The sequence below is a fragment of the Aeromicrobium sp. SORGH_AS_0981 genome, assembly GCF_031453195.1.
Lineage (GTDB): Bacteria > Actinomycetota > Actinomycetes > Propionibacteriales > Nocardioidaceae > Aeromicrobium.
Genome location: NZ_JAVIZD010000001.1, coordinates 2,580,263 through 2,604,603, shown reverse-complemented (window position 1 = coordinate 2,604,603; position 24,341 = coordinate 2,580,263). Strand labels below are relative to the sequence as shown.

Sequence of the window (24,341 nt, the reverse complement as noted above, 5' to 3'; positions counted from 1 at the left end):
AAGGAATACTCCCCTCCGCCGAACATTGTTGCAGCCGGCACCGGCCTGGCGCACGGCGCGGGGGTCGGCCGGGGCCGAGGTCGCGCGCGCTCAGGCCCGACGGTCGAGCTCGGCCGCCACCCGCGCCCGGAAGGCGTCGGCGTCGAGCGTGCTCCCCGGGTCCCACTTGCCCGCGAGGCTCGTCTCGGAGTGGTAGCGCACGTGGTCCGCGCCGTTGCCCAGCCGCGCGACGATGGCCGCAGCGGCCACGACGGACGCGTCGAGCTGCGCCGTGGTCGGCTGCTGGGAGAACGGCTGCTGGGGTGCGTAGTCGATCTCGATGCCGACATAGGAGACGTTGCCGTCGCCGCCCTCCACCGGGCCGCTCGGTCGCGCCTCGCCGGCGTGGTTGGCGCGTCCGGCGGAGATCACGTGGCAGGTGCCGTCGCGGGCGACGAGCACGTGGCACAGCGGACCCCGCAGCCCCGGGCGACCGTCGCGCACCGTGGCCAGCGCCGGCTGCGGATCTGCGCCCGTGGCGCGGAAGGCCGTGTGGTGCATCAGCACGCCCACCGGGTCGAACGCCCACGGGCGGCCCCGCTCGAGCCACCCCTCGTCGCCCTCCACGCGCAGCCCCGCGCTGCGGAGCTCGTCGGCCAACCAGGTCAGCTGCACCCGCCGACGCCCCGGGATCGGCAGGTCCCGGACGTAGGGCATCCGGTCGAGCAGGGCAAGACCGCCGACCGCGAACGTCGTGGCCACGGCCCCGCCGAGCAGCATCCGACGACCCACGGTCGCCGACGACGACGTCGGGCGAGTGGTCGGCTCCTCGTCGATCCGTGTCATGGGCCTGCTCTCGGTCCTGGTCCCTGGCGGGACGCCTCGGGACGACGCTACGGGGCCCGACCCAGCTCCGCCGACGACGTCGCCGATCGCACTACCGTCGGCGACGCCCGCCCTACCGCGTCTCGACGTCGAGCGTGAAGGTGAGCGAGCGCGCCTGCAGCCAGCGGTGCCAGTCCGGGTGCGCGAAGGCGTCGGGCGGGGCGGTCTGCGGCTCGATGCAGACCGCGTGGTCGGGCTCGCTGTAGACCACCCACCAGGGTGCGTCGCTGGACAGCCGCAGCGTGAGCGCGTCGCCCCAGCGCACGACCGGGTCGCGAGCGAGCCGGAAGCAGTCGTCCCACGGACCCTCGCGGGGTGCGACGAGGCGACCGGTGGGCAGAGCACCGTCACGCTCGACCATCTCGAGCGGCGCGACGTCGACGTCGGCGCTCGTCCCGTCGGAGAGCGTGCGCCGGAACCACGGGTGCAGGCCGAGCGAGGCGCCCGGACCGGCGCCGTCCCAGGTGAGCGTGCAGACGAGCTGACGCGGCGTCAGCGCGTAGCGCAGCGTGGCACGACCGCGGACCGGCCACGGGTCGCCCAGCTCGACGGAGAAGGCCGCACCGTCGTGGGTCGCGTCGTCCTGCTGCCACACGGCGTCGAGGCCGAGCCCGTGCAACGCGTTGCCGTCGCCGTCGAGCGGCAGGGCGTGACGCTGTCCGGCGTGCTCGACGGTGCCGCCGCCGATCCGCCCCGCCCAGGGGACCATCGGGTAGCAGCCCCGCGAGATCGACGTCGGTACGCCGGGGACCTCCTGCGTCGAGAGCAGCTCCTCCCCCGCGACGGTGAAGGACACCAGCCGGGCCCCGTGAGCCGGGTCGACCTCGATCGCGAGGTCGCCCGCAGCGGCACGGACGCTCACGCGTGCGCCTCGAGCATGCCGCGCAGCTCCTTCTTCAGCTCCCCGATCTCGTCGCGCAGCCGGGCCGCGACCTCGAACTGCAGGTCGGCGGCAGCCGTGTGCATCTGCTCGCTCAGCTGCTCGATGAGCGCGGCGAGGTCGGCCGAGGGCAGGTCGGCGAGGTCGGCCGTGTGCTGGCCGAGCGGCACCGGCGCACCGCGACGTTTGTGGTCACCGGTGGCGGCGAGCAGCTTGGTCGTGTCGGCGTCCTCGCGAGCGAGCAGGTCGGTGATGTCGCCGATCTTCTTGCGCAGCGGCTGCGGGTCGATGCCGCGCTCGGTGTTGTAGGCGACCTGACGCTCGCGACGGCGATTCGTCTCGTCGATGGCCAGCGCCATCGAGTCCGTGATCCGGTCGGCGTACATGATCACCTGGCCCGACACGTTGCGGGCGGCGCGACCGATCGTCTGGATGAGCGAGCGTCCGGAGCGCAGGAAGCCTTCCTTGTCGGCGTCGAGGATCGCCACCAGGCTCACCTCGGGCAGGTCGAGGCCCTCGCGCAGCAGGTTGATGCCGACGAGCACGTCGTACTCGCCCATGCGCAGCTCGCGCAGCAGCTCGACGCGACGCAGCGTGTCGACCTCGCTGTGCAGGTAGCGCGTGCGGATTCCGGCCTCGAGCAGGTAGTCGGTGAGGTCCTCGGACATCTTCTTGGTGAGGGTCGTGACGAGCACGCGCTCGTTTTTCTCGACCCGGTCGCGGATCTGCGCCACGAGGTCGTCGATCTGGCCCCGCGTCGGCTTGACCAGCACCTCGGGGTCGACCAGGCCGGTGGGCCGGATGATCTGCTCGACCACCTCGCCACCGGTCTTCTCCATCTCGTAGTTGCCCGGCGTGGCCGAGAGGTAGACGGTCTGGCCGATGCGCTCGAGGAACTCGCTCCACGTGAGCGGACGGTTGTCCATGGCGCTGGGCAGCCGGAAGCCGTGCTCGACGAGCGTGCGCTTGCGCGACATGTCGCCCTCGTACATGGCACCGATCTGCGGCACCGTCACGTGCGACTCGTCGAGGACGAGCACGAAGTCCTCCGGGAAGTAGTCGAGCAGGCAGTTGGGCGCCGAGCCCGGCGCACGACCGTCCATGTGACGCGAGTAGTTCTCGATGCCGGAGCACGTGCCGACCTGCTGCATCATCTCGATGTCGTAGGTGGTGCGCATGCGCAGCCGCTGCGCCTCGAGCAGGCTGCCCTGCGCCTCGAGCTCGGCCAGCCGGTCCTTGAGCTCGATCTCGATGCTCTCGATCGCCCGGGTCATGATGTCGGGCCCGACGGCGTAGTGGGTCGCCGCGCCGACCGCGAGCTCGGTGTCCTCGCTGATCACCTCGCCGGTGAGCGGGTGCAGCGTCATGAGCCGCTCGATCTCGTCGCCGAAGAACTCGATGCGGACGGCCATCTCCTGGTAGACGGGGAAGATCTCGAGCGTGTCGCCCTTCACCCGGAAGGTGCCGCGGGTCGGCGCGACGTCGTTGCGGACGTACTGGGCCTGCACGAGCGTGCGCAGCAGCTCCTCGCGCGGCTTCTCGTCGCCGACCTTGAAGCGGATCATCCGCTCCATGTACTCCTGCGCCGAGCCGAGGCCGTAGATGCACGAGACGGTCGCGACGACGATCACGTCGCGTCGGGTGAGCAGCGACCACGTGGCGCTGTGGCGCAGCCGCTCGACCTCCTCGTTGATCGAGGAGTCCTTCTCGATGTAGGTGTCGCTCTGCGGGACGTACGCCTCGGGCTGGTAGTAGTCGTAGTAGGACACGAAGTACTCGACGGCGTTGTTCGGGAGCAGCTCCCGCAGCTCGTTCGCGAACTGGGCGGCCAGCGTCTTGTTCGGCAGCATCACCAGCATGGGTCGCTGGAGCCGCTCGGCGAGCCAGGCCGTGGTGGCGGTCTTGCCCGTGCCGGTCGCACCCATGAGCACGACGTCCTGCTCGCCGCCCTCGATCCTCTCCTGCAGCGCCTGGATGGCGGCGGGCTGGTCGCCCGCGGGCTGGTACTCGGAGACGACGGTGAAGGGGGCGACCTGGCGGCGCAGCTCGGACAAGGGCCTCATGTGCTCCACCGTACGACCCGCCACCGACAGTGGCGCGCTCGACGAGGTCCGGCCGGACGACCCGCCACGACGCCCCGGGAGTGACGTGCCGCGCGTCGTCGAGCCTAGGATGGATCCATGTCTGTATCGGAGCCGGAGGCCGACTCGCCAGCACCCCCCGCGGTGCGTCCGCGGACGGCCGAGCGGCGAGCCGAGCGCTCGCGCGAGATCGTCGCCGCCACCCGCGCCCTGTTCGACGAGCGGGGCGTGCGCGAGGCGCAGATCGAGGACATCGCACGGGCCGTCGGCATCAACCGGGCCATCATCTACCGGCACTTCTCCAGCAAGGAGGAGCTGTTCGCCGTGACGCTGCTCGGCTACCTGACCGAGCTCGACGCCGCCCTCGCCCCCGGTGACGACCCCGACCTCGGCGCGGCCGAGCGGCTCGAGCTGCTCGTGCGGGCGTTCTTCGGCTACGGCCTCGAGCACCCGGCCTTCGTGGACTGTGCGCAGACGCTGCTGCGGCGCCGCGGCACCGAGCTCATGGAGGAGGTCAGCGAGGACGTCATGATCCGTCTCGGCACGGGCATGAGCGCCTGCCTCGGCCACGTCGTCGGCGTGCTGGAGGACGGCACGCGGACGGGCGACTTCGCCGTGGCCGACCCGCACCTGCTCGCCAACGTGCTCTACACGCAGGGCCTCGGCGCGCTGAACCTCGCCCACCTGCAGCTGTCGGTGCGCCGGCACATCTCGGGCCTGCCCGTCGTGGACCCGGTCGGCACCGACGACCTGCTGGCCCACCTGCTGCGCGGCGCGCTGGCCATGGCACGCGGCGCCTGAGCCCCACCCCCGGCACGCGAAGGACCCCCACGGCACCGCCGTGGGGGTCCTTCGCTCGTGCGGGTCGTCGGCGTCGGGTCGCCGAGGGTCAGGCGCCCTCGAGGATCGCGACGACGCCCTGGCCGCCGGCGGCGCAGATCGAGATGAGCCCGCGGCTGCCCGCGCCCTTCTCGTGGAGCAGCTTCGCGAGGTTGGCCACGATGCGGGCTCCGGTGGCGGCGAACGGGTGGGCCGCGGCGAGCGAGGAGCCCTTGACGTTGAGCTTGCTGCGGTCGATCGAGCCCAGCGGCACGTCGAGGCCGAGCTTCTGCTGGCAGAAGTCGGCGTCCTCCCACGCGGCCAGCGTCGACAGCACCTGGCCGGCGAACGCCTCGTGGATCTCGTAGTAGTCGAAGTCCTGCAGCGTCAGGCCGTTGCGGGCGAGCATGCGCGGGACGGCGTAGGCCGGGGCCATGAGCAGGCCCTCGGCGCCGCTGACGTAGTCGACGGCGGCGGTCTCGTAGTCGACGAAGTAGGCGCGCTTGGTCCAGCCGCGGCGCTCCGCCTCCTCCTCCGAGGCGAGCAGCGCCACCGAGGCGCCGTCGGACAGCGGGGTGGAGTTGCCGGCCGTCATGGTCGCCTCGTCGCCGAGCTGCTTGCCGAAGACCGGCCGCAGCTTCGCCAGCTTCTCGACCGTGGAGTCGGGACGCAGGTGGTTGTCCTTCGTGACGCCGTGGAACGGGGTGACGAGGTCGTCCTGCCAGCCCTCGTCCCAGGACTTTGCGAGGTTCTGGTGCGACAGCGCGGCGAGCTCGTCCTGCGCCTCCCGCGTGATGCCCCAGGCGTGGGTGGTGAGGGCCTGGTGGTCACCCATCGACAGGCCCGTGCGCGGCTCGGCGTTGCGCGGCTGGTCGGGTGCGAGGTAGGCCGGGCGCACCTTGGCGAGGGCGGCGAGCCGGCCCTTGGTGTCCTTGGCGTTGTTGGCCTCGATGAGGATCTTGCGGAGCTTGTCGCCGATGGCCAGCGGGGCGTCCGACGTGGTGTCGGTGCCGCCGGCGATGCCGGACTCGATCTTGCCGAGCTGGATCTTGGCCGCGACCTGGAAGGCGGCCTGCAGACCCGTGCCACAGGCCTGCTGGATGTCCTCGGCGGGCGTCTCGGGCGACAGCGCGGAGCCGAGCACGACCTCGCGGGCGAGGTTGAAGTCGCGGCTGTGCTTGAGGACGGCACCGGCGACGAACTCGCCGACGCGCTCGCCCTCGAGGCCGTAGCGGGCGACGAGGCCGTCGAGCGCAGCGGTGAGCATCTCCTGGTTGGAGACGTTCTGGTAGACGGTGTTGGACCGGGCGAACGGGATCCGGTTGCCGCCGACGACGACGACCTTGCGGATGCTCTGGCCGGACGAGGCCTCGGCCTTCGCGGCCGAGGCCTTCTTGGCCGGGGCCTTCTTCGCGGCCGTCTTCTTCGCGGGGGTGTTCTCCGCCATGGCGCGGTGCTCCTTGCGCTTCGGGGTGGACGGGGTGGTCGGGTGGTGCCGAGCCACCGGGGTGGGTGCGACGATGGTGCCACGCGACGCGGTCCTCGGTCGCCTGCACGCCCGTGTGCGCCTCGCCACCCTCGGTGGACGTTGGTGTCACTCCAAGTTACAGTTTGGCTGCGAATCCAGATACCAATGGTATGCGAGAGATAGGACACACCCGGCGATGAGCGATCGTTACCAGGACCTGGCCCACAACCCGATCGGCAAGTTCCTCGTCAAGAACCTCGGACTGCCCAACCCTCCGTACCTGGAGCGCTACGAGGGCGGCCCGCTCGTCCAGGGCTCCGTGCTGACGGGCAGCGCCACGCAGGGCGACGTCGCGAAGGCCGTCACGGCCGCGCTGAAGGCGCTCAAGGTCGAGGCGACCGGCGTGCCCGCCCAGGGCAAGCGCTACAAGGGCCTCGTCTTCGACGCGACCGGCATCGCGGACGCGGCCGGCCTCGTCGCGCTCCAGGAGTTCTTCACGCCCGTGCTGCGCCAGCTCCAGGGCAGCGGCCGCGTCGTCGTGGTCGGGACCGTCCCCGAGCAGGCCGGCAGCGAGGGCGCCCGCGTCGCGCAGCGCGCCCTCGAGGGCTTCACCCGCTCGCTGGCCAAGGAGGTCGGCGGCGGCAGCACGGCGAACCTCGTCTACCTCGCCCCCGGCGCCGAGACGTCGCTCGCGTCGACCCTCGGCTTCTTCCTCTCCCCCAAGTCGGCCTACGTCTCCGGCCAGGTCGTGCGGATCGGCACGACGGGCATCACGTCGGTCACGGACCCGGTCGACCTCGAGAAGCCGCTGGCCGGCAAGGTCGCCCTCGTCACCGGCGCGTCGCGCGGTCTCGGCGAGGCCGACATGCGCACCCTCGCCCGTGACGGCGCCACCGTCATCGGCCTCGACGTCCCGCCCCTGGAGGCGGACCTCAAGGCCCTCGCCGACGAGCTCGGCGGCGGCTACATCGTCGGCGACATCACCGCCGAGGACGCCCCCGCCACGATCGCGGCGTACGTCAAGGAGAACTACGGCTCCGTCGACGTGGTCGTGCACAACGCCGGCATCACGCGCGACAAGCGCCTGCGCAACATGAAGCCCGAGAACTGGCAGCTCGTGGTCGACATCTCCGTCGGCGCCCCGCAGCGGATCACCGACGAGCTGCTCGCCCAGGGCCTCATCAACGAGGGCGGCACGGTCATCGGCATCGCGTCCATCGCCGGCATCGCGGGCAACAACGGCCAGACCAACTACGCCTCCGCGAAGGCCGGGGTCATCGGCTGGATCCAGGCGCTCGCCGAGCGCGTGGCCGGCGACGGCATCACGGCCAACGTCGTGGCCCCCGGCTTCATGGAGACCGAGATGGTCAAGACCATCCCGCTCGGCATCCGCGAGGCCGGCCGCCGCATGAACTCGATGTCGCAGGGCGGCCAGCCCGTCGACGTCGCCGAGGCCATCGCCTGGTTCGCCAACCCCGGCTCCGGCGCGGTGAGCGGCAACGTGCTCGGCGTCAACGGCCAGATGCTGCTGGGGGCGTCGTGACCACCAGGCAGTTCGAGGCGGCGCCGGCCACGCTGCCGCTCATGCTCAAGGCGGCCCTGCCGGCCCTCCCGGTCGTCGGCTCGCTGCCCGGCGTCAAGCACGCCTCGGGCACCGTGCCCGACCTGGTGCTCGAGCGGCACGGCGTCCGCACGGACCCGGCACACCTGGAGCGCTACCTGGAGGTCTGCGCGTTCCCGCGCGCCGAGCACCTGCCGGTCACGTACCCGCACATGGCCGCCTTCGGGCTGCACATGGCGCTCATGACCGACACCTCGTTCCCGTTCGCGCCCATGGGTCTGGTGCACCTGCGCAACCGCATCACCCAGCACCGCCCGATCGGCCTCGACGAGGCGTTCGACGTGTCGGTGCACGCCGCCGACCTGCGACCGCACCCGAAGGGTCGTCTCGTCGACGTGCTCACCACCGTCACGGTCGGCGAGGAGGTCGTCTGGGACGAGACCATGACGCTGTTCTCGCGGGGGCGCGGCGGTGACGCCGAGACGTCGACCCCGGTCCTGGACGGCGTGGAGGCGCCGCGCGGCGTCGTGCACTGGCGGCTCGCGGGCAACCTGGGACGTCGCTACGGCGCGGTCTCGGGCGACCGCAACCCCATCCACCTCTACCCCGTCACCGCGAAGGCGTTCGGCTTCCCGACCAACATCGCGCACGGGATGTGGACGAAGGCGCGCAGCCTGGCGGCGCTGCAGAACCGGCTGCCCGACGCGTTCACCGTCGACGTCGAGTTCAAGAAGCCGGTGCTGCTGCCGACGACCGTCGTCTTCGGGTCCGACGCGTCCGACGACGGCATCGTCTTCGGCGTCCGCGCGCAGAAGAAGGACGTGACGCACCTCGTCGGTCGGGTCAGCCACTGACGTCGTCACGGGCGTGACGTGATGCAGGTCTCGTCGTTGGTCCTCCCGGACCACCAGGAGGACCGATGACGAACCTGCTCACCCGCACCCTCGTGCTCGCCGTGTCCGCAGCGGCGACGTGCGCCGCGCTGACGGCCCCGGCGGGCGCGGCCACGGCGGTCCCGCCCGCCTCCGCGACATCCGTCACGGGCGCCGTCTCGGCGGCGTCGGCGTGGAAGCCGCGGCCCGAGCAGTACCCGAGCACCGTCACCCAGCAGGACCTCGCGATCCGCACGTCCGACGAGACCGTGCTGCGCGGCAACCTCATGCGCCCCGTCGACGCCTCCGGACGGACGGTCACCCGACGGCTGCCGGTCGTCGTCACCATCACGGCCTACAACAAGAACGTCCAGTCCCAGGCCGGCGGCCTCCTCGGGACCGACCCGAGCTACCTGGTCAAGCGCGGCTACCTGCACCTCACGGTCGACGCCCGCGGCACCGGCAGCTCCGACGGCACCTGGTGCGCGTTCTGCTCGCGCGAGGACCGCGACTTCGGCGAGGTCATGACCTGGGCCGCCGAGCAGCCGTGGAGCGACGGACGGACGGCCATGAACGGTCCCTCCTACATGGGCATCGCCCAGCTCTTCGCCGCGGCGGACCGGCCGAAGGGCCTGCGAGCCATCTTCCCCCAGGTGCCCGGTGCCGACGTCTACCGCGACGTGGTGGCCTCCGGCGGTGCGCTCGACGTCGGGTTCATCCCGCTCTGGCTCGGCCTCGTGAGCGGCACGTCGATCATCCCGCCGGCCCTCACCGCGACGGACCCCGCCACGGGCCTGGGCACCCTCGTGACCCACCTGCTCGGCAACGGGCTGTTCAGCAGCCAGCTCCTGCTGTCCGCCTTCACCGGTGGCGAGCCCGCCTACGACGGCGCCTTCTACACGCAGCGCTCGCCCCTGCAGGTCGCGTCGCGGATCACCGTGCCCACGTTCTTCATCGCCGGCCAGTACGACCTCTTCCAGCGCGGCACACCGCTCCTGTACGAGAACCTGCAGCGTCGTGGCGTCCCGACCCGCATGATCGTCGGCCCCTGGGACCACCTGCAGGGATCGTCGGGCGCCGAGGTCGGCGACGCCGGGTACGGCAGCATCGAGCAGCTGCAGCTGCGCTGGTTCGACCACTACGTCAAGGGCCTCCCCAACCAGCGGCTCGACGAGATCGCCGGTCTGAGCAGCTACGAGCAGGGCAGCGGCCGCTGGGTGCGCGGGACGTCGTGGATGCCGTCCAGCCTCACCCCGCGCACGTTCCGGCTCAGCGGCACGGCCACGACGGCCGGCACGCCGGGTGGCCTCACCGCCGGGACGCCGCGCAGCGGCAGCACGACCGTGCCGGCCGTCCCCGTGCAGGGTCTCTGCACGCGCTCGGCCAACCAGTGGACCGCGGGCATCCTGCGCCAGGCGCTGCCGGACCTGCCGTGCTTCACGAACAACTCCTTCAACGACAGCCTCGGCCCCGTGTTCGAGACCGCCCCGCTGAAGGCCGACGTCGTCGTGCAGGGACCGCTGAACGCGCGCCTCTACACGTCGTCCCCCGCCGGCGACGGCATGCTCGCGGTCACCGTCTCCGACGTGGCGCCCGACGGCACGGTCTCCCGGCTCACCGGCGGCTGGCAGGTGCTCTCGCACCGCGCGCTCGACCGCTCACGCTCGCGCTACGTCGACGGCACCCTGGTGCAGCCGTACCACCCGTTCACGCGCGCGGCCCAGGCTCCGCTCGCCCCCGGCCAGGTCGCGCCGATCGACGTCGAGGTCTTCCCCACCCGCGCGCGCATCCCCCAGGGACACCGGCTGCGCGTCTCGGTGCAGGGCTTCGACGCGCCGCACCTGCTGCCGACCCTCGGCTCGCTCCTGCCGTCGCTCGTGCCGATGACGGTGCTCACCGGACCGCAGCACCCGTCGTCGCTGTCCTTCGGGACGCCGTGACGGGTGGGCCGTCGGGCCAGGGCGATCGGGGGCAGGCCGGCCGGGTGCAGCGCAGCGAGGTCAGTCGCGGGGCGTGACCCGTCGGATCAGCCCCTCCTGCGCGACGGTCGCGACGAGCGTGCCGTCCTCGGCGAACACCCGGGCCGTGCTCAGCCCGCGCGCACCCGACGCCGACGGCGACGTCTGGTCGTACAGCAACCACTCGTCGGCACTGATCGGACGGTGGAACCAGATCGTGTGGTCCAGCGACGCCGGCTGCACCCGCGGCGAGCTGATCAGCTCGCCGTGCGGCAGCAGCGCGACGCCCAGCAGGCTGAAGTCGCTGATGTACACGAACGCCGCCGTGTGGATGATCCGCGACGCCGGCAGCGTGCCGTCGGCCCGGAACCACAGCCGCTGCACCGCCGGCACCGTCGCCCGCGTCGGGTCGTCAGCCGGACGGTTGTCGCCGATGTAGCGCAGGTCGAACGACGACCACTCGCGCTTCCACGACTCCACCTCCTGCGGGCGGACCTGGCGGATCACGTCGAGCAGCGGCACCGACTCCGCCGGCGACGGCACCTGCGGCATGACGTCCTGGTGGTCGAACCCGTCCTCCGTGCGCTGGAACGACGCGGTCATGTAGAAGATGTTCTCGCCGTGCTGACGCGCCGCGATCCGCCGCGTCGTGAACGAGCCACCGTCGCGCACGTTCTCCACGTCGTACACGATCGGGATCGACGGGTCGCCGCCGAGCAGGAAGTAGGCGTGCAGCGAGTGGATGTGCCGGTCCTCCGGCACCGTCAGCTGGGCCGCCGTCACCGCCTGCGCCGCCACCTGGCCACCGAAGACCCGCTTCAGGCTGGACCCCTCCGGCTGACCGCCACGGAAGAGGCCCACCTCGAGCGGTTCGAGGTCCAGCAGGGTCACGAGCTCGTCCAGGGATGCAGGCACGCGCAGATCCTACCGATCCGCGAGGCCGCTCCGCGCCGGCGTGCGGGGGTCGAGAGCGGGCTCACACCGGGGTGGCGAGCTCGCTGCTGCGCTGCCTGCAGGGGCCTCGTCGTGCTGCTGCGCTGCCTGCAGGGGTCTCGTCGTGCTGCCGCGCTGCCGCAGGGGGCTGGTGCTTGCTGGTGCGCTGCCTCGGCCTTCGCGGGGTCCGGTCTCCGAAAGGCCTCGACCGAGCGGCTGGCGGCGGCGCTGATTCGGGGTCGCGGGCTGCGGGTGGTGCTGGGGCTGGACGCAGCACTCTGCGTTCGTGTGCGGAAGGTCCAAGGATTTTGCGTTGGCTACGGGATCCCGGCGCGAACGCATCATCGTTCGACATTGCTCGACATGGCGCGCGCGTAGGCAGGATCCTTCCGCCGCACTGCCCGCCATCGGTGGATCCTCAACCGCAGGAGCGGTCCTGAGGGTGCAGATCCACCGATGGTGGGCGAGACCGCGTCAGTCCTGGTCGTCCTTGCGCTGGCGGGCGAGGAACTGCTCGAACTGGTCGGCCAGCTCGTCGCCGCTCGGCAGGTCGCCGTCCTCGGCGAGCAGGGACTCGGCGGCGCCGCGGGTGAAGGCGTCGTACTGCTGCTCGAGGCCCGCGAGGACGTCGGCACCGCCCTGGTCCTCGATCTGACGCTCGATGTCGGCCACCGTGGCGCCCTGCACGGCGCGCAGCGGGTCGAGGTCGAGGTCGAGGCCCGTACGGTCGAGCACCGCCTCGAGCAGCGCGAGCGCCGCCGGCGGGTAGTCGACCTGGGTCAGGTAGTGCGGCACGTGCGCGACGTAGCCGGCGCTGTCGAGGCCACGCTGGGTCAGCCGGTACTCCAGGAGCGACTGCGCCGACGACGGCACGCGCACCTCCGCCTGCCACAGGTTCGTGCGGTCGACGAGCTCCGGGCGCGACCCGTGCGCCGTGATCATCGTGGGCCGCGTGTGCGGCACCCCCATCGGCACCGCCCCGAGGCCGAGGGTCAGGCTCACGTCGAGGTCCTCCACGACCTCCTGCACGCCGTCGACGAACGACTCCCACCGGAAGTCCGGCTCCGGACCGGTCAGCACCAGGTACGGCGTGCCCGACCGGTCGTGCTCACGGACGACGTCGAGCCGCGGCTCGTCGTAGTCGACGTAGTGGTCCTGGCGGAACGTGATGAACGGACGCCGCGCGCGGTAGTCGTACAGCTCGTCGACGTCGAAGCTGCGCAGCACCTCGCCGCGGCCGGAGAGCAGGTGCTGCGCCGCGATGCGCGGCGCACCGCCCGCGGTCAGGAACCCGTCGAGGGCATGGATGAGGACCGGGCCGTCGCCGGAGGGCGTCGGGTCGGTCGCGTCGTCGCGGTCACGTCGTGAGGGCCACTTCATCGTCAAGCCCTCAGACGTCCGCGTTGTTCCCGGTCAGCCGCAGCCACGCGGCGTGCGTGTCGGCGGCCACGGCGTCCGGCGTCAGCCCGAGCCGCTCGAGGATGACCGGACGCTTCGCGTGGTCGAGGAACTCCTGGGCCACGCCGTGCACGCGGACCGGCACCTCGCTCTCGACGTCGCGCAGCGCCTGCGTGAACGCCGCCCCGACACCACCGGCGCGGCCGTTGTCCTCGACCGTCACGACGAGGCGGTGCTCGGCGGCGAGCCCGACGACGGCGGGGTCGAAGGGCTTGACCCAGCGCGGGTCGACGACCGTGACCCCCAGGCCCTGCGCCGACAGCTGCTCCGCCGCGGCGAGGCAGGTGGGCACCATCGAGCCGACCGCGAGCACGAGGACGTCCTGTCGGTCGCCACGCGCGAGCACGTCGCACGTGCCGACCGTGTCGATCGCCTCGACGTCGGCAGGCACGGCACCCTTCGCGAAGCGCACGACCGTGGGCGCGTCGTCGACGTCGACGGCCTCGCGCAGCAGCTCGCGCAGACGTGCCCCGTCGCGCGGCGCGGCCAGGCGCAGCCGCGGCACGAGCTGCAGCATCGACATGTCCCACATGCCGTTGTGGCTAGCACCGTCGTCGCCGGTGACACCCGCACGGTCGAGCACGAACGTGACGCCGCACCGGTGGAGGGCGACGTCGAGCAGCACCTGGTCGAACGCGCGGTTGAGGAACGTGGCGTAGACCGCGACCACCGGGTGGAGCCCGGCCATCGCCATGCCGGCGGCGCTCGTCGCGGCGTGCTGCTCGGCGATGCCGACGTCGAAGACGCGGTCGGGGAACTTGTCGGCGAACGCGTCGAGCCCGACCGGGTAGAGCATCGCCGCGGTGATGCCGACGACGTCGGGGCGCTCGTCGGCGATCCGGACGACCTCGTCGCGGAACACCGACGTCCACCCGGCCGGCGCGACCGAGACGGCGTCGCCCGTCGTCCGGTCGAACTGCGGGGCCTGGTGCATCTGGTCGTTCTCGTTCGCGACGGCGATGTCGTAGCCCTGGCCCTTGGTGGTCAGCACGTGCACGAGCACGGGACCGCCGAAGCGCTTGGCGTGCGCGAGGGCGGACTCGACGGCCTTGCGGTCGTGCCCGTCGACCGGCCCGACGTACTTCAGGCCGAGGTCCTCGAACATGCCCTGCGGCGCGAGGACGTCCTTGAGGCCCTTCTTGATGGCGTGGAGGGCGTCGTAGGCGGCCGGCCCGACGGAGCCGCCGCGGTTCAGCCGCTCGCGGATCGCGCCGAGCGCCGGCTCGTAGCGCGGGTTGGTGCGGATGTCGGTGAGCCGGTTGGCGAGTCCGCCGACCGTCGGCTGGTAGGAGCGCCCGTTGTCGTTGACGACGATGACGACGCGACGGTCCTGCGAGGCGGCGATGTTGTTGATGGCCTCCCAGGCCATGCCGCCCGTCATGGCGCCGTCGCCGATCACCGCGACGACGTGGTCGTCGCGGCCCAGCACCTGGTTGGCCCGCGCCATGCCCTCGGCGTAGGACAGGCTCGTGGACGCGTGGCTGTTCTCGACCCAGTCGTGCTCGGACTCCGCGCGGCTCGGGTAGCCGGACAGGCCACCCTCCTGGCGCAGGGTGTCGAAGTCGCGGGCGCGGCCGGTGACCATCTTGTGCACGTACGCCTGGTGGCCGGTGTCCCACACGATGCGGTCGCGCGGGGAGTCGAAGACCCGGTGCAGCGCGAGCGTCAGCTCGACGACGCCGAGGTTCGGGCCCAGGTGCCCCGCGTGCGCGGCGACGGCGTCGATCGTGCGCTCACGGATCTCGTGGGCGAGGGTCTCGAGGTCGGCGTCGGACATCGCCCGCAGGTCCGCGGGGCCGGTGATCTCGTCGAGCAACGCCATTCGGTCAGTCTAGCCAGCGGGCCTCACGCACGCCCGGCACCACCGTCAGGTGCGGTAGCGACCGCGCAGGTGCGTCAGGGCGGGTCCGTCGCGCAGGTCGACGTCGTCGACGGTGCCCCGCAGGAGCAGGCCCCACCCCTCGTGCCCGGGCTCGACGTCGTCGAGGCTGACGCCGACCCACGCGACGGCGTCGTCGAGACGCGGTCCCCAGGGACCGTCGCTCCACGACCCCAGCGTGAACGGCCCGCCGGGCGCCGGTGCCGTCCCCGCGAAGGCGTCGGCGAGGTACGCGTGGTCCGCCCCGAGCACGTTCACGCTCACGCGCTCGGGGCGTGCGTCCCAGAGGTCGGACTCCTCGTCGACCAGCGCCAGCACCCGGGCCGGCTCGCCCGCGGCGAGCAGGAACGAGGAGACGGTCAGCCCGACCCTCCCCCGCTCCTCGCCGGCCGCCCAGACCGTCACGGCCGCCGGCAGACGGCCGCGCAGACGTCGGAGCACGTCGCGCTCCCCCTCGGGCGGCACGAACGGGTGCTCGTCGTGGATCGTCACCCCGCCAGCCTAGGCAGCACCGGACCTCGCGGCAGCGCGGCGGGCGTCCACGAGGACCGTCACCGCGGACGCGCGGTCTCGTGCTCGATCGTCGCGCGGGTGTCCTCCTCGGCCGAGCGTCCTGCGAACGTCCGCGCCCCGGGGACGCCACGGTCCTGGACGAGGTTCAGCGCCGGCACGCGGTCCTCCACCACGAACGTGGCCCGCGTGAACGCCTCCGCGCCCGGGGTCCGCACCTGGGGCAGGCAGCGGAACTCGGCCGTCAGGTCGTCGGGCGTGATGCGGGTCCGCACGTAGCCGCGCAGGTTGTTCTGCAGCTTCAGGTGCGGGTTCCACCGCAGCCACGGGTGCGCCGTCACGGCGCTGTCGGCGCCGTTGCCGCCCGACGTGACCGACGAGCACACGAGCTCGGTGCCGACGCTGCGCGACGTCGGGTCGTCGTAGTCGAGCTTCAGCTCCGAGGCCCAGTGGGCGTGCACGTCACCGGTGAGCACGACGGGGTTGCGGACCTGCGCGTCGACCCAGCCGCGCGTGATGCGGTCCCGCGACGCCTGGTAGCCGTCCCACGCGTCCATCGACACCGTCTTCACCGGACCGTCGGTGCTGTCGCGCTGCGCGAAGAACACCTGCTGGCCGATGACGTCCCAGCGGGCCCGCGAGCGGCGGAACCCGTCGAGCAGCCAGCGCTCCTGCGCGGGTCCGACGATGCTGCGGCTCGGGTCGACGGCCGCCGGGCAGTCGGCCTTGTAGCCGTCGCCGCAGCCCTGGTCGTCGCGGAACTGACGCGTGTCGAGCATGTGGAACGACGCGAGCGCACCCCAGTGCAGCCGACGGAAGAGCTGCAGGTGGTCGCCGCGCGGGATCGACGAGCGGCGCAGCGGCATGTTCTCGTAGTAGGCACGGAACGCAGCCGCCCGGCGCGCGGCGAACCCGGGCTTCTCCGCGATGTTCTCGGGGGTGTCGCCCGCCCAGTTGTTGTCGACCTCGTGGTCGTCCCACACCACCAGCCAGGGTGCGGCCGCGTGGGCCGCCTGGAGGTCAGCGTCGGCCTTGTACTGGGCGTGCCGCTGGCGGTAGGAGGCGAGGTCGACGGTCTCCGGACCCTCGTGGTCGCGCACGTTCCCGCCGGGCGCCACGTAGTCGCGCGCCGTGTACTCGTAGAGGTAGTCGCCGAGGTGGAGGACGAGGTCGGGCCGGTCGGCCGCGATGTTGCGGTAGGCGCTGAAGTAGCCGTGCTCGAGCTGGGCACAGGAGGCGAACGCCATCGTCATGGAGTCGGGCAGCGTGCCCGGCGCCGGTGACGTGCTGGTGCGGGCGGCCCGCGACACGTGACGCCCGGCCCGGAAGCGGTACCAGTACTCCCGGCCCGGCCGCAGTCCCTCGACCTCGACGTGCACGCTGTGGGCGTGCTGCGGGAGCGCGGTCACACGACCGCTCCGCACGACGCGGCGGAAGCGAGGGTCGCTGGCCACCTCCCACGTGAGTGCGACGGGTCGGTCGGGCATGCCGCCCCGCCCGTCGGCCGCGGTCGGGTCGAGGGCGAGCCGGGTCCAGAGCACGACGCCGTCGGGCACGGGGTCGCCGGACGCGACACCGAGCGTGAAGGGGTCGCGGCGCAGCGCGTCGGCGTGCCGGCGTCGGTCCGCGGCGGCCCCCGAGGCCGCCGCGGGGACCAGGACGCCGCCGGAGCCGACCGTGGCCGCGCCGACGGCCCCGCCCACGACGAGTCGTCGTCGCGTGCGGTCGGGTGCGGGTGGGGTGGTGGGTGCGGGCGTGTCAGTCATGGACCCAGCCGACCGGTCGCGGATGAACGCACGGCGACACGCGCGGGAGCGCACGCCGAACGCCCCTGCCCCTGCCGCCCGCGCGCGTGAGACACGTCACGCTGCACGCTTGACTTCGTTCGGACCCTGAACGAATATGAGGGCATGCCCCTCGTCCTCGGCGTCGACTCCTCGACGCAGTCCACGAAGGCCGTCCTCGTCGACGCCGACGACGGCACGGTCGTCGCGTCGCGCATGGCCCCCCACCCCGACGGCACCAGCGTCGACCCGCGGGCCTGGCTCGACGCGTTCGACGCCGCCGCCGGACCCCTGCTCCCCCGCGCCGCCGCCGTGGCCGTCGGAGGGCAGCAGCACGGCATGGTGGCGCTCGACGCCGACGACGAGCCCGTCCACGACGCGCTCCTGTGGAACGACACCCGCTCGGCCGCTGCCGCCGCGGAGCTGGTCGAGGAGCTCGGCGGACCCGCCGCCTGCGCCGAGGCCGTGGGCAGCGTGCTCGTCGCCTCGTTCACCATCACGAAGCTGCGCTGGCTGCGCGACCACGAGCCCGACGCCGCGCGACGCACGACGCGCGTCCTGCTCCCCCACGACTACCTGTCGTGGCACGCCGGAGGTCGTCGCTCCGCACCCGTCACGGACCGCGGCGACGCCTCGGGCACCGGCTACTACTCCGCGGCCGACGGGTCCTACCGCGAGGACCTCCTCGAGCGCGCCCTGGGCCACGCCGCCGGACTGCCCCGCGTTGCCGGCCCGAACGAGCAGGTCGGCACCACCGAGCACGGCGCCGTCGTGGCTCCCGGCACGGGCGACAACATGGCGGCCGCCCTCGGGCTCGGGCTCGGGCCCGGCGACGTGTCGCTGTCGATCGGGACGTCCGGTGTCGCCGCCGCCGTCAGCGACTCCCCCGTCGTCGACCGCACCGGCGTCGTGACCGGGTTCGCCGACGCGACGGGTCGCTACCTGCCCATGGCCACGACGCTCAACGCCGCACGCATCCTCGACCTGCACGCACGGCTCCTCGGCGTCGACCACGACGAGCTCGCCGCTCTCGCCCTCGACTCCGTGCCGGGCGCCCACGGCCTCACCGTCAGCCCGTACTACGACGGCGAGCGCACCCCGAACCGGCCCGACGCCAGCGGCACCTGGGCCGGGCTCACCACGGCGACCAGCCGCGCCGACGTCGCCCGGGCCGCCGTCGAGGCGCTGCTGTGCTCCCTGGCCGACGCGCTCGACGCCGTGGCCCAGGGGCTCACCGGGGTCGACCGCGTGCTGCTCATCGGCGGCGGCGCCAAGAGCCCGGCTGTGCAGGCGCTCGCACCGGCCGTGCTCGGACGCGACGTCGTGCTGCCGGCCTCCGCCGAGTACGTCGCCCTCGGCGCCGCCCGCCAGGCGGCGTGGACCCTGACCGGCTCGGCCGAGCCGCCGGCCTGGCCGCTCGCCGGCACCCGGGTGCTCCGGGCGGAGCCGACGCCCGCCGTCCGCCACGCGTACGCAGGCCTGCGCGACCGCACGCCCGCCCTGACGCCCTGACCCCGCACCGACGACCCACCACCGACCACCGCACCACCCACCGAGAGGCGCACCATGTCCGTCCCCACCCCGACCCCCGCCGACAAGTTCTCCTTCGGCATCTGGACCGTCCAGTACGCCGGCCGCGACCCGTTCGGCGACCCGACCCGCGCACCGATGGACCCGGTCCACGCGCTCGAGAAGCTCGCCGAGATCGGCGCCTACGGCGTGAACTTCCACGACGACGACGTCGTGCCCTTCGGCTCCTCGACGTCCGAGCGCGACGCCATCCTCGACCGCTTCCGCCAGGGCCTCGCCGACACCGGCCTGGCCGTGACGACCGCGACGACCAACCTGTTCGGCCACCCCGTCTTCAAGGACGGCGGGTTCACGTCGAACGACCGTGCCGTGCGCCGCTTCGCGCTGCGCAAGGTCATGCGCAACATCGACCTCGCCGCCGAGCTCGGCGCGCAGGTCTACGTCTGCTGGGGCGGGCGTGAGGGTGCCGAGAGCGGCGCGGCGAAGGACGTGCAGGCCGCGCTGTCGCGCTACAAGGAGGGCTTCGACCTCCTGGGCCAGTACGTCGTGGACCAGGGCTACGACCTGCGCTTCGCGATCGAGCCCAAGCCGAACGAGCCCCGCGGAGACATCCTGCTCCCGACGATCGGCCACGCCCTCGCCTTCATCGACAGCCTCGAGCGCCCCGAGCTGGTGGGCGTGAACCCCGAGATCGGGCACGAGGAGATGGCCGGGCTGAACGCCGCGCACGGGTACGCGCAGGCGCTGTGGCACGACAAGCTCTTCCACATCGACCTCAACGGCCAGACCGGCCCGCGCTACGACCAGGACTTCCGCTTCGGCGCGGGCAATGCCCGGGGCGCGTTCTGGGTCGTCGACACGCTGCTCCAGGGCGGCTACGACGGACCGGTGCACTTCGACTTCAAGACGCCGCGCACCGAGGACGAGGACGGGGTGTGGACGGCCGCCGCCGCATGCATGACCAACTACCTGGTGCTGCGCGAGAAGGCGCTCGCCTTCCGCGCCGACCCCGACGTGCAGGAGGCGCTCGCCGCGTCGCGCGTCGGCGAGCTGGCCACGCCGACCCTGGCCGAGGGCGAGACCTGGCAGGACCTGCAGGCCGCGCCGGAGGAGGACCCCGAGACCCTCGGCTCCCGCGGCATGGCCTTCGAGCGGCTCGACCAGCTCGCGCTCGAGCACCTGTACGGGGTGCGCTGAGCATGCCCCCGGCCGCCCCGGACCAGCTGCGACGCGCCAACACGGCCCTGGTGCTGCGCACCTTGCGCGACCACGGCCCGGGGAGCCGCTCGACCCTCGCGCGTCGCACCGGCCTGGCCAAGGCCACGGTGGGGGCGATCGTGGGCGAGCTCGCCGAGCACGCCGTCGTCGTCGAGGGCGAGGCGTCCTCGCAGGGCCGGGGTCGACCGTCGACCCCGGTCGGGCTGGTCGCCGGCAGCGTGCTCGGTCTCGGGCTCGAGGTGAACGTCGACTACGTGGCGGCGGCGCTCGTCGACCTCGCCGGGTCGCGCGTGCTCACCACGACGCGCGAGGTGCCGCAGGGTGGCGACGCCCTCGACGTGCTGGAGGGCCTCGCGCTGGAGGTCCGGCGCGAGGCCCCCGGGCGCATCGTCGGGGCCCACCTCGCCGTCCCCGGCCTGGTCGAGCGCGACCACGCTACCGTCCGGCTCGCACCGAACCTGGGCTGGACGGACACCCGGCCCGGCGACCGGCTCACGGCGTCTCTGGGCCTGCCCGTGCAGGTCGACAACGACGCCAACCTCGCCGCCGTGGCCGAGGCTACCCACGGCGCGGCCCGCGGCACGGCGTCGTCGCTGTACATCACCGGCACCGTCGGCATCGGCGGCGGGATCGTGCAGGACGGTCGACTCGTGCGCGGGTCCGGCTTCGCCGGCGAGGTCGGCCACATGCCCGTCGGCCAGCCCGACCGCCGCTGTGCCTGCGGCCGGCTGGGGTGCTGGGAGGCGACGGTCGGTCTGCGGCCGACGCTCGCGGCCGTCGACGTGACCGGCGAGGGCACGCCCATGGAGCGCGCAGCCCAGGTCGCGGACCGTGCGTCGACCGACCCCACCGCCGCCGAGGTCCTCCGGTCCCTGGCGACCGACCTCGGCCGCGGCCTGGCCGCCCTGTGCACGGTGCTCGACCCCGAGACCGTGGTGCTGGGCGGCTACTTCCAGCCCTTGGCCCCCTGGATCCTCGACGACGCGGACGCCACGCTGGCCGACCGGCTGCCGTCGGCGGACGCGCACCGACCGACGTTGCGGGTCGGCGAGCTGGGCATCGAGGCCGCCGCGTTGGGTGCCGCGGAGCAGGCGCTGGCCGACGTGCTCAGCGGCGTCGCCGCGCTCTGAGCAGCCCGGCGCTCAGGCGACGACGAGCGCCGACTCGACGTCGAGCTGGGCCTGGCCCAGGCAGCTGACCGGGTCGGCGAGCAGCCGGCCGAAGGCTGTCTCGGCCGCACCGAGCAGCACCGCGTCGGGCCCGAGACCGGGCAGAGCGATCCGCACCAGCTCCTGCGGCGCCACGAGCGCGGCGGCGTGCAGGGTGCGGTCGACCTCCTCGCGGACGAGGGGGTAGAGCGAGCGGAGGAACCCGCCGAGGACGATGACCTGCGGGTTGAGCAGGTTGACGACGTTGGCGAGCCCGCGGCCCAGGAGCCGGCCGACCTCGCGGAGGTCCTCGTCGGCGCTCGTCAGCGCGTCGAGCACCTCGTCGAGCGACGCGACCCGGTCCGCCGGGCAGCCGATCGCCTCGGCGATGGCGTGCGCGCCGACCTGCGTCTCCCAGCAGCCGCGGTTGCCGCAGTGGCACTCACGGCCCTGCGGGTCGAGCGACAGGTGACCGATCTCGCCTGCGTAGCCGCCCGCGCCGACGAGCCGGTGCCCGCCCACGATCACTCCGGCTCCGACGCCGACCTCGCCCGAGAGGTACACGAGATCAGCCACGTCGACACCCGCACCGCGTAGATGCTCCGAGAGCGCGCCGAGGTCGGCGTCGTTGCCCACCTCGACCGGGGCGATCCGGCCGAGGCGCTCGGACAGGATCGCGCTGAACGGCACGTCGACCCAGCCGAGGTTCGGGGCGAGCCGCACCATGCCGTCGGACCGGCGCACCACGCCGGGGACGGCCATGCCGACACCGACGAGCGCGCTGCTCGGGGCGGCGTCGCGCACCACGAGGCGCAGCATCGCGTGGATGGCGTCGGCGACCGCGTGCGGGTCGCGCGAGGCCGGGATGGGCCCGGTGGCGCGGGCGAGCACCGTGCCGCCGAGCCCGACGCGGGCCACGGCCAGGCCGTCGACCCGCACGTCGACGGCCAGGACGTGGGCCCCGTCCGGCGTCGGGACCACGTCGGGCGAGGGTCGGCCGGCGCCGTTGCGCACGGCGGCCGACCGCACCTGCTCGGCGAGGCCGATGGACTCCAGCTCGGTCACCAGCCCCGCGATCGTGCTGCGGTTCAGGCCCATGTGCGTGGTGAGGTCGGCCCGGGACACGCGGCCCCTCAGGTGCACCTGGCCGAGCAGCGTGCCCAGGTTGTGCCGCCTCACGGCCTCCTGGTTGGTGCCCGCCCCCCCGCGGGCCCGCGTCTGCATGGTCGGCTCAGCTCACGCCCGACGCGGACCGGCGACGGCGCGACAGGGCGTCGACGCTGGCGGCGAGCAGCAGCACGCCTCCGGTGACGACGTAGTTGATCCAGCTGGCCTGGTTGAGCAGGCCGAGACCGTTGGCGATCGTGGCGATCACGACACCGCCGATGACGCCGTCGCGCGCCTTGCCCTTGCCGCCGAAGAGGCTCGTGCCGCCGATGACCGCCGCGCCGACGGCGTACAGCAGCGTGTTGCCGCCTCCGGAGGAGGGCGAGACCTTGCCGGCGTAGGACGCGGCGATGATGCCGCTGATGGCTGCCGTCGAGGTGCAGATGACGAACACCGAGATGCGGATGCGGTCGACGTTGATGCCGGCGCGTCGAGCGGCCTCGCGGTTGCCGCCCACCGCGTACACGTGACGTCCGTAGCGGGTCCGGCTGAGCAGGAACGTGAACAGCACCAGCAGCGCGCCCACCACGAGCAGCACGTACGGCACGCCCTGGATCGGGAAGTTCGGGTTCCGGCTGCGGTCGACGTTGAGCAGGGCCGTGAGGCCCAGGACGACGACCGCGAGGCCGGCGATCTTGACGAGGATGAGGCTCAGCGGCTGGTGCGCGAGACCGCGGCTCACCTGCGTGCGGTGGCGCAGCAGCGTCAGGGCCGCGAACAGGACCACGACGACGACCGCGACGATCCAGCCGACGGTGACGGGCACGTTCTTGATGGTGATGCCGCGCAGCACCGGGTCGGCCACGCGGACGGAGCCGCCCTGGCCGATCATCTTCAGCAGCACGCCCTGCAGGGCCAGGAAGAAGGCCAGCGTGACGACGAAGCTGGGGATGCCCAGCTTGGCGACCAGCGCACCGATGAACCCACCGAGCACCATGCCGACGACGAGGGCGCCCACGACGGCCACGTACCAGGGCAGCCCGTGGTCGTCGATCGCCAGCGCCGCGACCGCCGCCCCGACCGCGCCCGCGACACCCGCGGACAGGTCGATGTCGCCGAGCAGCAGCACCGGGATGAGCGCCATGGCCAGCACGCAGATCGCACCGGCCTGGGTGATGAGGTTGGCGATGTTCAGCGCGGTGAGGAAGGTGTCGCTGAGCGAGCCGAAGACGATGAAGAGGACGACGAGGCCGAGCGTCGCGGGCAGGGCGCCCATGTCGCCGCCGCGCAGGCGGTTCAGGTAGGCCTGCCAGGCCTCGCCGAGCGTCGTGGTCTGGCGCGAGTCGATCGCGAAGTCGGAGTCGGCGAGGCCGCTGCCGGCGTTCTGGGCGGGCTGCGTGCCCGTGGATGACGTGGTCATGGTGCCTCTCAGACGGATGCGAGCCCGAGGTCGCCCGAGCGACCCGCGGTGATGAGCTCGACGACCTGGGTGTTGGTGACGTCCTTCGTCGCGACGTCGGCGGCCACGCGGCCGAGGTACAGGGTGGTGATGCGGTCGGCGACCTCGAAGACGTCGACCATGTTGTGGGAGATCAGCACGACGCCGAGTCCCTGGTCGGCGAGACGGCGCACGAGGTCGAGCACCTGCCGGGTCTGGGCGACGCCGAGGGCGGCCGTGGGCTCGTCGAGCAGCACGACCTTGGAGTTCCAGAGGACCGACTTCGCGATGGCGACGGTCTGGCGCTGGCCGCCGGACAGGCTGGCGACGCTCTGGCGCACCGACTTGACCGTGCGCACGGACAGCGACGCGAGGGTCTCGCGGGCGCGGGCCTCCATGGTGGCCTCGTCGAGCTGCGGGCCCTTCATGAGCTCGCGGCCGAGGAACATGTTCTCGACGATGTCGAGGTTGTCGCAGAGGGCGAGGTCCTGGTAGACGACCTCGATGCCGAGGTCGGCCGCGTCGCGGGGGCCGTGGATGTCGACGGGCTTGCCCTCGAAGTAGCGCTGGCCGGTGTCGGCGGAGTAGATGCCGGCGATCGTCTTGACGAGCGTCGACTTGCCGGCGCCGTTGTCGCCGACGAGCGCCGTGACCTGGCCGGGGTAGACGGCGAAGTCGACGTCGTGCAGGACGTGGACGGCGCCGAAGCTCTTGTTGATGCCGCGCAGCTCCAGCAGCGGGTTGGTGGTCATGGGGATGTCTCCAGGGAGTCGCAGGAGGGCGGTCGGACGGTGCGGGCGCGGTCGCGCCCAGCGTGACTCCCGCGGGGGAGG

19 protein-coding genes are annotated in these 24,341 nt (G+C 72.9%); 7 read left to right on the top strand and 12 right to left on the bottom strand.

Annotated elements, in window-relative coordinates; genetic code table 11:
- Positions 1–90: 90 nt before the first annotated feature.
- From QE370_RS13080 to uvrB, 3 genes are all read right to left on the bottom strand, one after another.
- On the bottom strand, positions 91–825 hold the full coding sequence (locus QE370_RS13080; RefSeq protein ID WP_309634613.1) for an N-acetylmuramoyl-L-alanine amidase: 735 nt from the start codon (positions 823–825) through the stop codon (positions 91–93).
- Between the two features lie 112 nt (positions 826–937).
- A complete protein-coding gene (locus tag QE370_RS13075) occupies positions 938–1,726 on the bottom strand; it encodes a hypothetical protein (protein ID WP_309634612.1) in 789 nt (262 codons plus the stop codon).
- Entirely contained in the window at positions 1,723–3,807 is a 2,085-nt protein-coding gene (uvrB, locus tag QE370_RS13070) for an excinuclease ABC subunit UvrB (RefSeq protein ID WP_067857749.1), read from the bottom strand. Before uvrB ends, QE370_RS13075 begins: the two co-directional genes overlap by 4 nt.
- Before the next feature lie 117 nt (positions 3,808–3,924).
- Between uvrB and QE370_RS13065 the strand changes: the two genes are divergently transcribed.
- The gene (locus tag QE370_RS13065; RefSeq protein WP_067857753.1) at positions 3,925–4,626 is read left to right on the top strand and encodes a TetR/AcrR family transcriptional regulator; all 702 of its coding nucleotides are present in this window, start codon (positions 3,925–3,927) and stop codon (positions 4,624–4,626) included.
- A gap of 88 nt (positions 4,627–4,714) precedes the next feature.
- Here the strand turns inward: QE370_RS13065 and QE370_RS13060 are convergent, their stop codons facing one another.
- Complete coding sequence (locus tag QE370_RS13060) at positions 4,715–6,091, bottom strand: acetyl-CoA C-acetyltransferase (protein ID WP_309634611.1); 1,377 nt, start codon at positions 6,089–6,091, stop codon at positions 4,715–4,717.
- A 217-nt stretch (positions 6,092–6,308) separates the two neighbouring features.
- On the opposite strand from QE370_RS13060, the gene QE370_RS13055 reads away from it, so the two are divergent.
- The 3 genes from QE370_RS13055 to QE370_RS13045 all read left to right on the top strand — a co-directional run bounded on the left by QE370_RS13055 (position 6,309) and on the right by QE370_RS13045 (position 10,485).
- Positions 6,309–7,655: a 3-oxoacyl-ACP reductase gene (locus QE370_RS13055; RefSeq protein WP_253022021.1), complete on the top strand. Its 1,347-nt coding sequence runs from the start codon at positions 6,309–6,311 to the stop codon at positions 7,653–7,655.
- Entirely contained in the window at positions 7,652–8,527 is an 876-nt protein-coding gene (locus QE370_RS13050) for a MaoC/PaaZ C-terminal domain-containing protein (RefSeq protein ID WP_309634610.1), read from the top strand. The genes QE370_RS13055 and QE370_RS13050 overlap by 4 nt, the downstream gene beginning before the upstream one ends.
- Before the next feature lie 65 nt (positions 8,528–8,592).
- Positions 8,593–10,485: a CocE/NonD family hydrolase gene (locus QE370_RS13045; RefSeq protein WP_309634609.1), complete on the top strand. Its 1,893-nt coding sequence runs from the start codon at positions 8,593–8,595 to the stop codon at positions 10,483–10,485.
- A gap of 60 nt (positions 10,486–10,545) precedes the next feature.
- Here the strand turns inward: QE370_RS13045 and QE370_RS13040 are convergent, their stop codons facing one another.
- The 5 genes from QE370_RS13040 to QE370_RS13020 all read right to left on the bottom strand — a co-directional run bounded on the left by QE370_RS13040 (position 10,546) and on the right by QE370_RS13020 (position 17,049).
- A complete protein-coding gene (locus QE370_RS13040; RefSeq protein WP_309634608.1) occupies positions 10,546–11,418 on the bottom strand; it encodes an acyl-CoA thioesterase II in 873 nt (290 codons plus the stop codon).
- A gap of 492 nt (positions 11,419–11,910) precedes the next feature.
- Positions 11,911–12,816 (bottom strand): PAC2 family protein, encoded by a 906-nt coding sequence (locus QE370_RS13035; RefSeq protein WP_309634607.1) that lies wholly within the window; start codon positions 12,814–12,816, stop codon positions 11,911–11,913.
- 10 nt (positions 12,817–12,826) lie between these two features.
- Entirely contained in the window at positions 12,827–14,716 is a 1,890-nt protein-coding gene (gene dxs, locus QE370_RS13030) for a 1-deoxy-D-xylulose-5-phosphate synthase (protein WP_309634606.1), read from the bottom strand.
- Positions 14,717–14,761: 45 nt separating this feature from the next.
- Positions 14,762–15,265 (bottom strand): flavin reductase family protein, encoded by a 504-nt coding sequence (locus QE370_RS13025; RefSeq protein WP_309634605.1) that lies wholly within the window; start codon positions 15,263–15,265, stop codon positions 14,762–14,764.
- 59 nt (positions 15,266–15,324) lie between these two features.
- Positions 15,325–17,049, bottom strand: a complete 1,725-nt coding sequence (locus QE370_RS13020) for an alkaline phosphatase D family protein (RefSeq protein ID WP_309634604.1) — start codon at positions 17,047–17,049, stop codon at positions 15,325–15,327.
- Positions 17,050–17,193: 144 nt separating this feature from the next.
- Here QE370_RS13020 and xylB point away from each other — a divergent pair, with 144 nt between their 5' ends.
- The 3 genes from xylB to QE370_RS13005 are packed head-to-tail and all read left to right on the top strand — an operon-like array spanning position 17,194 to position 20,945.
- Positions 17,194–18,579, top strand: a complete 1,386-nt coding sequence (gene xylB / locus QE370_RS13015; protein ID WP_309634603.1) for a xylulokinase — start codon at positions 17,194–17,196, stop codon at positions 18,577–18,579.
- Between the two features lie 54 nt (positions 18,580–18,633).
- Positions 18,634–19,794, top strand: coding sequence for a xylose isomerase (gene xylA / locus QE370_RS13010; protein WP_309634602.1), 1,161 nt, complete (start codon positions 18,634–18,636; stop codon positions 19,792–19,794).
- Positions 19,795–19,796: 2 nt separating this feature from the next.
- Positions 19,797–20,945, top strand: a complete 1,149-nt coding sequence (locus QE370_RS13005) for an ROK family transcriptional regulator (protein WP_309634601.1) — start codon at positions 19,797–19,799, stop codon at positions 20,943–20,945.
- Between the two features lie 12 nt (positions 20,946–20,957).
- Here QE370_RS13005 and QE370_RS13000 read toward each other — a convergent pair whose 3' ends face one another.
- The 3 genes from QE370_RS13000 to QE370_RS12990 are packed head-to-tail and all read right to left on the bottom strand — an operon-like array spanning position 20,958 to position 24,260.
- Entirely contained in the window at positions 20,958–22,142 is a 1,185-nt protein-coding gene (locus tag QE370_RS13000; protein WP_309634600.1) for an ROK family protein, read from the bottom strand.
- A gap of 52 nt (positions 22,143–22,194) precedes the next feature.
- Positions 22,195–23,490 carry a sugar ABC transporter permease gene (locus tag QE370_RS12995; protein ID WP_253025770.1) on the bottom strand — a complete coding sequence of 432 codons (1,296 nt, stop codon included), beginning with the start codon at positions 23,488–23,490 and terminating at the stop codon, positions 22,195–22,197.
- An 8-nt stretch (positions 23,491–23,498) separates the two neighbouring features.
- Entirely contained in the window at positions 23,499–24,260 is a 762-nt protein-coding gene (locus QE370_RS12990) for an ATP-binding cassette domain-containing protein (RefSeq protein ID WP_253025769.1), read from the bottom strand.
- Positions 24,261–24,341: the final 81 nt, after the last annotated feature.

Coding starts and splice junctions, on each gene's coding strand:
- QE370_RS13080 (WP_309634613.1), bottom strand. CDS start 825: ATGACACGGATCGACGAGGAGCCGACCACTCGCCCGACGTCGTCGTCG.
- uvrB (WP_067857749.1), bottom strand. CDS start 3,807: ATGAGGCCCTTGTCCGAGCTGCGCCGCCAGGTCGCCCCCTTCACCGTC.
- QE370_RS13065 (WP_067857753.1), top strand. CDS start 3,925: ATGTCTGTATCGGAGCCGGAGGCCGACTCGCCAGCACCCCCCGCGGTG.
- QE370_RS13060 (WP_309634611.1), bottom strand. CDS start 6,091: ATGGCGGAGAACACCCCCGCGAAGAAGACGGCCGCGAAGAAGGCCCCG.
- QE370_RS13055 (WP_253022021.1), top strand. CDS start 6,309: ATGAGCGATCGTTACCAGGACCTGGCCCACAACCCGATCGGCAAGTTC.
- QE370_RS13045 (WP_309634609.1), top strand. CDS start 8,593: ATGACGAACCTGCTCACCCGCACCCTCGTGCTCGCCGTGTCCGCAGCG.
- QE370_RS13035 (WP_309634607.1), bottom strand. CDS start 12,816: ATGAAGTGGCCCTCACGACGTGACCGCGACGACGCGACCGACCCGACG.
- dxs (WP_309634606.1), bottom strand. CDS start 14,716: ATGGCGTTGCTCGACGAGATCACCGGCCCCGCGGACCTGCGGGCGATG.
- QE370_RS13020 (WP_309634604.1), bottom strand. CDS start 17,049: ATGACTGACACGCCCGCACCCACCACCCCACCCGCACCCGACCGCACG.
- xylB (WP_309634603.1), top strand. CDS start 17,194: ATGCCCCTCGTCCTCGGCGTCGACTCCTCGACGCAGTCCACGAAGGCC.
- xylA (WP_309634602.1), top strand. CDS start 18,634: ATGTCCGTCCCCACCCCGACCCCCGCCGACAAGTTCTCCTTCGGCATC.
- QE370_RS13005 (WP_309634601.1), top strand. CDS start 19,797: ATGCCCCCGGCCGCCCCGGACCAGCTGCGACGCGCCAACACGGCCCTG.
- QE370_RS12995 (WP_253025770.1), bottom strand. CDS start 23,490: ATGACCACGTCATCCACGGGCACGCAGCCCGCCCAGAACGCCGGCAGC.
- QE370_RS12990 (WP_253025769.1), bottom strand. CDS start 24,260: ATGACCACCAACCCGCTGCTGGAGCTGCGCGGCATCAACAAGAGCTTC.